Genomic DNA, 8,743 nt, shown 5'->3' on the forward strand with positions numbered 1-8,743 from the left:
GGTATGTCCTCTTGAGGATTCTCCACCAGCCGTTATAGGAAACCGCCATCTTCCCCCAGGCCGCGCCGGCAGGCCGCGTTTCGTGAACACGAAACCGTACAGCGTACGTGCGGCGTGCGCCATGAGGGAGATGGGGGTAGCGGAGCCCGAACGGGAAAGGCTCGGCCCTCAGCCCTCAGCCTTTTGTCCGCAGGCTGCTGCGGCCGCCGTCGACGCCGAAGACCTGGCCGGTGATCCAGCCGCTCTCCTTGGTCAGGAGGAAGGCCGCCATGGCGGCGATGTCCTCCGGTTCTCCGATCCGGCCGAGGGCGTGCAGGCCCGCGATGCTCTGGACCATCTGCTCGTTGGAGGTCAGGCCCTGGGCAAGCGGGGTCCGGGTCAGGCTGGGCGCCACGACGTTGACCCTGACATGGGGAGCGAACTCGGCGGCGAGCGACCGGCCCAGCCCCTCGACGGCACCCTTGGCGGAGGCGATCAGGGCGTGGTTGGCGAAGCCCTGCTGGACCGCGACGGTCGAGAACAGGACGACCGAGCCCTTGGCGGACTTCAGCCCCTTCTCCGCCGCCCGGATCGCGTTGACGGCGCCCAGCACGTTCAGCCGGTAGGCCTGGATGAAGTCTTCGTCCTTGGTCGCCTTCAACGGCTTGATGTCGATCGAGCCGACGCAGTAGGCGATGCCGGCGATGCCCTCGCCGTCCTGTCCGGCCTCCTGGACGGTGGCGGAAACCGCCGCCTCGTCCAGCACGTCGCAGACGCCATGGCGGGCCTTCAGCTCGTCGGCCAGCGTTCCGATCTTGTCGGCCGAGCGGCCGGTCAGGAAAAGCGGCGCTCCGGCCCGCGCCAGCCGGCGCGCCAGTGCTTCGCCGATGCCGCCGTTGGCGCCGAAGACGATGATGGGTGCTGTCATGGGGAATGGCCCTGCTTCGCTGTTTCAGATGATAGCGCGGGAATATCGCGTCGATCGGATCACTGAACTAGCGTGCGGCGCCGCTGCGTCCACCGGGGGCCAGTGTTTCCGGAATTCATCCGCTTGTAACGCCGACGTAACCGAAGCGTCATGCACGCCGACTATGGTCCCCGCCAACAGGCCCGGAAATCCGGGCGCATACCACGGATCAGGTCAGGCGGGAGAGAACCATGGACAGACGCGACATCGGTGAGTTTTCGTGCAAGGCAGAAGCCTTCGAAGCGTCGGAGGACATCGGCCGCAACCCGAGCGACGGCCCGACGATGGGCGACATCATCAACAAGCGCTTCGGCCGCCGCGACATGCTGCGCGGCTCGCTCGCCGCCGCCGCCATCACGGCGGCCTTCGGCCCGCTGGCTCTCGCCACCGCCGAAAAGGCCAAGGCGGCAGCCGGCAACGGCATGAAGGCGGCCTTCAGCTTCGACGAAGTCGAGCGCGGCGTCGACCGCACGCACCACGTCGCCAAGGGCTACAAGGCCGAGATCCTGATCCGCTGGGGCGATCCCGTCCTGCCGGGTGCGCCGGCCTTCGACCCGATGAAGCAGACCGCCGCCGCCCAGAAGATGCAGTTCGGCTACAACAACGACTATGTCGGCTATATCGGCCTGCCCTATGGCTCCAAGAATCCGGACCACGGCCTGCTCTGCATCAACCACGAATATACCGACGAGGAAGTCATGTTCCCCGGCGTCGGCGTGGCGCAGGACGGCAAGGACAAGGACGGCAAGGATATCGGCTTCGTCGCGATCACCAGGGAACTGGTCGATATCGAGATGGCCGCCCATGGCGGCACCGTGATCGAGATCAAGAAGACCGGCGGCAAATGGGCCGTGGTCCCCGACAGCAAGTACAACCGCCGGATCACCGCGTCCGACACCGTTTTCGAGATCACCGGCCCGGCCGCCGGCCATGACCGCCTGAAGACCAAGGCCGACCCGGCCGGCAGGCAGGTGATCGGCATGATCAACAACTGTGCCGGCGGCATCACGCCCTGGGGCACCTATTTGTCGGCGGAAGAGAACGTCAACGGCAACTTCTGGGGCAAGGTCGCCGACGACCATCCGGAAGCCGAGAACTACAAGCGCATGGGCATCCCCGGCAATTTGTACAATTGGGGCGCCTATCACGACCGCTTCGACGTATCCAAGGAGCCGAACGAGGCCAACCGCTTCGGCTGGATGGTCGAGATCGACCCGCTGGATCCGGCTTCCACCCCGAAGAAGCGTACGGCGCTGGGCCGCTTCAAGCATGAGGGCGCCGAAAGCATCGTCAACAAGGACGGCCGCGTCGTCGTCTACATGGGCGACGACGAGCGCTTCGACTACGTCTACAAGTTCGTGACCGAAGGCAAGTTCGATCCGTCGAACCGCGCCGCGAACATGGACCTGCTCGACAAGGGCACGCTGTACGTCGCCAGGTACACCGAGGACGGCAAGGGCGAGTGGCTGCCGCTGATCCACGGCCAGGGCAAGCTGACGGCGGAGAACGGCTTCAAGAGCCAGGCCGACGTCGTCATCCAGGCGCGCAAGGCCGGCGACCTGCTGGGTGCCACCAAGATGGACCGCCCGGAAGACGTCGAGCCGAACCCGAAGACGGGCAAGGTCTACGTCATGCTGACCAACAACACCAAGCGCAAGGCGGAAGAGGTCAGTGCCGTCAATCCCCGCGCCGACAACGCCTTCGGTCACATCGTGGAGATGACCCCGACCGGCGGCGACCATGCCTCCACCACCTTCGCCTGGGACATCATGGTCAAGTGCGGCGATCCCAGCGTCGCGGCGGTCGGCGCCAGCTTCAACCCGGCGACCTCGCCGAACGGCTGGTTCGGCATGCCGGACAACTGCGCGGTCGACAACCAGGGCCGCCTGTGGGTCGCGACCGACGGCAACAGCTACAAGGGCACGAAGACGACCGACGGCGTCTGGGCGATGGAGACCGAGGGCGAGATGCGGGGGACTTCCAGGCTGTTCTTCCGCGTGCCGGTCGGGGCCGAGATGTGCGGCCCGTGCTTCACCCCGGACGACAGGACGCTGTTCGTCGCGGTCCAGCACCCGGCGACCGACAACACCAAGGACTGGCCGGAGTTCGGCAGGTCGTCCAGCTTCGAGGACCCGGCCACCCGCTGGCCGGACTTCAAGGACGGCATGCCGCCGCGCCCCTCAGTGGTGATGATCACCAAGGAAGACGGCGGCGTCATCGGCGTCTGAGTACTTCGTGAACGGGGTGTCCGGTTTGTAGGCTATGCCCGCACCGGACACCCCGCAGCCTCGTCCCAGCGCCAGTGCGGCGTGCCCGGAACGATCCGGACGCCGCCGACCCAGCGTTCCGGCGGCGCCAGCGACAACCAGTCGATTTCGCCCTTCAGCACGGCCTTGCCGGCCGGGGTGATTTCCAGCCGGCGCTCGGGCCAGTCCGGGGCGGTGCTGTCGTTCGCGATCGTGAAGACCGGTTGGCTGGCCTTCGCCATGGCCTCGACGATGGCGAGCAGCATGACATCGCCCAGCCAGGGCAGCGGCTCGACCTCCCGCATCAGGCGGGAGAAGATCCGGCCAATGGTCTGGCTTTCGGCGTCGAGGATTTGCAGGACGAGGCGCTCGGTGAGGGAGAGTCCGTCGGCCGTCCACGGCAGTTCCCGCAGATGCCGCTGAAGCGCCCCCGGCAGGTCAGGCAAGCCTGGGATGCTCGAGCCGGCGATACCGGACAGCGCACCCGGATCGTCGCTCCTTAAGGCGTCCCACGTCTGCAAGCCCACCGACAGATCGGAAGCGGTGACCGCGCGCCGTTCTCCCCACAGCGTCAGGAATGCCTGCGCCGGCAGTTGGCCCAGGCCGATGAAACGCTCCACGCCGGGGAAGTGGTCGACGGAGACGAGTTCAAGGACCTTCGGCGCTCCGGTCTGGTGGAACTGCGCCAGGCACCGGGCCAGGATGAGCTGATCGTAGCTGTCGTGCTCGAACCACAGCATTACCCGCTCGTAGCGCGTGGCGGCTCCCACCAACCCATCATGCTCTATACGCAGCTTTTCAACGACGTCCACCTCCGACAAACCGAGCGGTCCGCCGAAGGCATCGGAGATGAACCGCGCGCGGATCGCCTGGAGATCGGGAACGTCGGGCACCGGCCCCATGCAGTAGGGGTTTGAGTATTCCAGGAAATCGCCGGTGAAGCCGGCATCGCACAGCACCTGCCGGATGTCGGAGCCGCACCTGATATGAAGCGTCGGGCGGTCGCCGTCGGGGGCGGCGGTTGCGTCAGGCTGAGCTGTCATGACATCTCCTTTTTCCATCGGACCTGCTTTCCATCGGACCTGCAGAGAGCTTCGCCCGTCAGGTTCATTTTACGGGTAGTCCGGCCTCATCGTTGTTATATAGTTACATAACGCTGGATGAGCTTACGGGACCCGCCATGACGACTATCACGGCCCCGGCCGAAACCGGACACGATCACGGCCGCTGCGTCGACGGGGCGCTCGGCCGCGCCGAAGCGCTGTGCGCGTCGCGCGGCGCGCGGTTGACCGCTATCCGCCGGCAGGTGCTGGAACTGGTGTGGAGCGGCCATCGGCCGCGCGGCGCCTATGCCATCCTCGACGACATGGCGGTAGAGGGCAAGCGGGTAGCGCCCCTCACCGTCTACCGGGCTCTCGACTTCCTGGTGGAGCAAGGGCTGGTCCATCGGATCGAGAGCCTGAACGCCTATATCGGCTGCCCCGACCCGGACCACGCCCATCCCGGCCAATTCCTGGTGTGCAGGGAGTGCGGCAACGCGATCGAACTCAACGATGCCAGGGTCAGCGCCGCCATCGACGCTTGTGCCCGCGACCAAGGCTTCACGGTTGACAGGACGACCGTCGAGGTTCGCGGGCTTTGCGCGGCCTGCCGCAAGTCGCTAGCGTAGATTACGAACAATCGCCCTGCCCCTGATGCCCGCGCCGTTGATGCCTGGGCTCCTTTCAGGGGCGAACCGGAAGGCAAGAGAGAGTGAACACAGTCATCGCCGCGAACCCGACCCGTCTCCCCGTTTCGGTCCTGACCGGCTTCCTCGGCAGCGGCAAGACCACGCTGCTGTCGCACATCGTGCGCCATCCCGGCATGGCGAATACGGCCGTCATCATCAACGAGTTCGGGGAGATCGGGCTTGACCACCTGCTGGTCGAGAAAAGCTCGGAGAACACCGTGCTGCTGAACAGCGGGTGCCTCTGCTGCACCGTGCGCGGCGATTTGATCGACACGCTGCGCGACCTGTTCCTGAAGCGCGTCCGCGGTTTGGTGCCGGAGTTCGACCGCGTCGTCATCGAGACGACCGGGCTGGCCGATCCGGCTCCCGTCCTCCACACGCTGATGAACGACCCGCTGATCGCGGCCCGCTTCCGGCTGGACGGAGTCATTTCCACGGTGGATGCCGTCAATGGCGGCGATCAGTTGAACCGGCACGACGAGAGCGTCAAGCAGGCCGCCGTCGCCGACCGGATCGTCCTGACCAAGACCGACATAGCGTCGGCCGAGGCGATAGCCGATCTGGAAGACCGGCTCAGGACGCTCAACCCGGCGGCCCCCATCCTGCGGGCGATCCAGGGCCAGATCGATCCGGCTGGTCTGTTCGACGCCGGACTGTACAACCCGACGACCAAGAGCCCCGATGTCGAGCGCTGGCTGAAGGCGGAGGCATACGAGGGCGCCGGGCACGATCACCACCACGGGCATGATCACGGACACGATCACGGACACGATCACGGTCACGATCACGGTCACGATCACGGCCATCACCACCACGGGCATGACCGCAACCGGCACGACGACCACATCACCGCCTTCTGCATGACGATCGACGAACCGCTGGTGTGGGACGCCTTCGCGACCTGGATCGAGACGCTGATCACCCTGCGCGGTCCCGACCTGCTGCGTATCAAGGGCATCCTCAACGTCGGGGAATCCGATGCGCCGGTCGTGGTCCACGGCGTCCAGCACGTCTTCCACCCGCCGGTCCGGCTGGAGGCATGGCCCAGCGACGACCACCGGTCGCGCATCGTCTTCATCACCCGCGACGTCAGCCGCGAGACGATCGAAGCGATGTACGAAGCCTACCGCGAAGCGGCGGCTGCCGGGGATACCGTTTGAAGTCGATTAAATAAGAGGCACAAAAAGAGAAAGCGGCGGGTCGATGCCCGCCGCTGAATTCCCAAAACCCTCAATGTCGTCCTTCTACCCGGCCGTCCCTCGCATTGATGCTAAGGGATCTTATTATTTCGGAAACGTTGTTCCGATGCCTCCGAGTAAAGGACGGGACCTGACCTAGATCAGGTCCAACCGCCCTGTATCAGGTGCGGTAATTGGTGCCGTAGCGTCCTCAACCTTGTTGCCCATCCTTTGCCGGATGTGGCGTTTTTATTTTGAGCGATCCTCCCATGTGCGGGTTCAGAGTTGTTTTTGTTCTTGCCCGCATCGTTGGAGGGGACAATAACGCAATCCCCCCTCGCCGCAAAGGGCTTTTTGCACAAAAACTGGTTCTTGTGCAGACTTTCTCGGCATAGACACCATGCCGAAGGTAATATTACCCCAAAGGGTAACAGGTGTACCGTTGAGTACTGAACCGTTCTGTTTATGCTTCATCTCGCAACTGCGAAATAACTCAGGCTTCCTTTTACTGCAACGGCATCAGTCCGGTTCCCCATAACCAGAGACAAGCGAACGCCAGGGACGCCAGCGTCATTGGAATACCGCATCGGGCATGCTCGACGAAACCGAGGCGCACCCCCATGGACTGTGCCCGCTCGACCACGATGATATTGGCCAGGCTGCCGAGGATCATCAGGTTGCCGGCAAGGGTGGAGAGCAGAGCCAGCCCATACAGCGCTCCCTCAGGCGGCTGATGCCAGACGGCCAGCAGCAGGACCACGGCGGGGACATTGCCGATGGTATTGCTCGCCAGGACGGCGAGCGGGGCCATGACGGCGAGACTGTCGGGCAGCAGACCGGCGGCGGCCAGATATGCTACGGCATCCGCCGGCAGCCCGGTCTGCTTGAGCGCGAAGTTGATAGAGAACAGGCAGGCGAACAGGACGAGCAGGTGCCAGTCGACCATGCCGATCATGTCGCGGCTGCCGAGCTGGCGGCTGATCAGCATGGCCCCGGCGATCAGCAGCACCCCGATCTCGTGCGGCATCGCCGTCCCGAACATCGCCAGCAGGGCGAGCGTCGCAAGCAGCGCCTTGCCCAGCTGCCAGTGGTCCAGCCGAGGCAACGGCACGTCGTCCAGGCTCGGACCGCCGACCGTCAGGCGTCCGCGCCAGATCAAGGCCACCGTGACGAAGACGCAGGCCAGCCCGAACAGGGCCGGCACGCCGCAAGCGCCGGCGAACCGCCAGAAATCCAGCCCGCCGACCTGACCGATCACGATATTCTGCGGGTTGCCGATCAGCGTCGCGGCGGACCCCGCATTGGCGGCTCCGGCAAGTGCTATGAGGTAAGGCCGGGGATCGAGCCCGCGCCCCTTCAGTCCGACGCACAGCATCGGCGTCATGGCGAAGACCACGACGTCGTTCGCCAGCACGGCGGACAATCCGCCTGATACGGCGACGGTCACCGCCAGCAGGACCAGGGGAGAACGTCTCGCCGTCGCGACGCGGAGCGCGCACCAGTCGTAGAATCCGGCGGCGGCGAACTGCGCCGACAGGATCATCAGCCCGAACAGGATGAACAGCGTCGGAAAGTCGATGGCCCCGGCGATCTCCGAGGTATGCACAGCACCGCCGGCGAGCAGGACGATCACGGCGACCAGAGCGATACCGGTCCGGTCGATGCGCAGACCGGGAAACCGCCCCAGAGCCATTCCGGCATAGGTGGCGGTGAAGACAGCCAGGACGAAGAAGGTCACGTCGGGAGAGTCCAGGGGAGCTTGGGACGGGGAATCGAGGTGTTGCATAACACCCGAAGACGCCGCATGTCGCCAACGGCTTCAGGCGTTTATCGCACTTTGCGCCCGCGACGACCGGACCAGCGCCGCGGCACTCTGATAAGCCTGCATGGCGGTGGCGACCGCCGCGGCCGAGGAAGCCTTCGCCTGCTCCCTTTCCCCGCTCTTCCCGTCGTCCGGGCCGGATTGCCCGGCTTCTTCCGCCTTACCGCCCTGCCCGGCCGGGTCCGTGGCGGAAGTCCCGGCGGCATCCTTGGCGCTGTCGCCGCCACCCTGCATCTCCTCGATCTTGGCGGCGTCGAGCTCGCGTTGCGCCTCGGCCATCATGCGGCGGGCGGCGGCGGCGACCTTGAAGTCCTGCGGCGACGGTTCGGCGGGGGATGTCGCCGCACGGCTGACCCGTTCCATCTTCGCGATGGTGGCGGCGGGATCGTCCTCCGGACTGACGTCGATCGAGACTTCGCCGCCGATGGCGTAGCGCTGGCCGTCCGGTCCGGTCTGATAGGTATAGGACGGCGAGCCGGCCAACTGGCCGCCGGAAGCCTTGTGCGCGTTTTCGTGATTGCGGACTTCGGTATCGCGGGCCTTCAGCTCCTTGAGCTGCTTGCGCTCGCCCTCCGTCAGGCCGCTGGCGTCGCGTTTTTCGCCGTCGCCGCCCGCGTCCTTGTCGCCCCAAGCCCCCTTGAGGCCCTTAGCGCCTTTGGCATCGCCTTTGACATCCCCGGCGCGCTTGTAATCCTGGGTGGTGGCGTTGCCGTCGGTCGAGGCGCTCGTCTCCCCGTCGGCGCCGGCCGGGCCGGTGCCTTGTGCAGCGCCGTCCCGGCCACGCTGGGGCGTGGCATAGAGCGGACGCTGGAGAGAAGAGAC

At 65.7% G+C, this 8,743-nt stretch carries 7 protein-coding genes; 3 read left to right on the forward strand and 4 right to left on the reverse strand.

The genetic code is table 11. The features are described 5' to 3' along the window. Positions 1–175: 175 nt before the first annotated feature. On the reverse strand, positions 176–907 hold the full coding sequence (locus tag AC5JJ6_RS25410; RefSeq protein WP_496044741.1) for an SDR family NAD(P)-dependent oxidoreductase: 732 nt from the start codon (positions 905–907) through the stop codon (positions 176–178). A gap of 230 nt (positions 908–1,137) precedes the next feature. Here AC5JJ6_RS25410 and AC5JJ6_RS25415 point away from each other — a divergent pair, with 230 nt between their 5' ends. Next, positions 1,138–3,174 (forward strand): PhoX family protein, encoded by a 2,037-nt coding sequence (locus AC5JJ6_RS25415; protein WP_496044742.1) that lies wholly within the window; start codon positions 1,138–1,140, stop codon positions 3,172–3,174. A gap of 32 nt (positions 3,175–3,206) precedes the next feature. Here AC5JJ6_RS25415 and AC5JJ6_RS25420 read toward each other — a convergent pair whose 3' ends face one another. Further along, positions 3,207–4,235, reverse strand: a complete 1,029-nt coding sequence (locus AC5JJ6_RS25420) for a DUF1835 domain-containing protein (RefSeq protein WP_496044743.1) — start codon at positions 4,233–4,235, stop codon at positions 3,207–3,209. A 137-nt stretch (positions 4,236–4,372) separates the two neighbouring features. Between AC5JJ6_RS25420 and AC5JJ6_RS25425 the strand changes: the two genes are divergently transcribed. Both AC5JJ6_RS25425 and AC5JJ6_RS25430 read left to right on the forward strand, forming a co-directional pair. After that, positions 4,373–4,861: a Fur family transcriptional regulator gene (locus tag AC5JJ6_RS25425; RefSeq protein WP_496044744.1), complete on the forward strand. Its 489-nt coding sequence runs from the start codon at positions 4,373–4,375 to the stop codon at positions 4,859–4,861. Between the two features lie 83 nt (positions 4,862–4,944). After that, entirely contained in the window at positions 4,945–6,081 is a 1,137-nt protein-coding gene (locus tag AC5JJ6_RS25430; protein WP_496044745.1) for a CobW family GTP-binding protein, read from the forward strand. A 523-nt stretch (positions 6,082–6,604) separates the two neighbouring features. Here the strand turns inward: AC5JJ6_RS25430 and AC5JJ6_RS25435 are convergent. After that, complete coding sequence (locus AC5JJ6_RS25435) at positions 6,605–7,837, reverse strand: SLC13 family permease (RefSeq protein WP_496044746.1); 1,233 nt, start codon at positions 7,835–7,837, stop codon at positions 6,605–6,607. An 81-nt stretch (positions 7,838–7,918) separates the two neighbouring features. Beyond that, the coding region (locus tag AC5JJ6_RS25440) for a putative metalloprotease CJM1_0395 family protein (protein ID WP_496044747.1) at positions 7,919–8,743 on the reverse strand (825 nt) is incomplete at its 5' end.

Source organism: Skermanella sp., assembly GCF_059503625.1.

Excerpts from the sequence above, each read along its gene's own strand:
- AC5JJ6_RS25420 (WP_496044743.1), bottom strand. The coding sequence starts at position 4,235 with ATGACAGCTCAGCCTGACGCAACCGCCGCCCCCGACGGCGACCGCCCG.
- AC5JJ6_RS25415 (WP_496044742.1), top strand. The coding sequence starts at position 1,138 with ATGGACAGACGCGACATCGGTGAGTTTTCGTGCAAGGCAGAAGCCTTC.
- AC5JJ6_RS25410 (WP_496044741.1), bottom strand. The coding sequence starts at position 907 with ATGACAGCACCCATCATCGTCTTCGGCGCCAACGGCGGCATCGGCGAA.
- AC5JJ6_RS25425 (WP_496044744.1), top strand. The coding sequence starts at position 4,373 with ATGACGACTATCACGGCCCCGGCCGAAACCGGACACGATCACGGCCGC.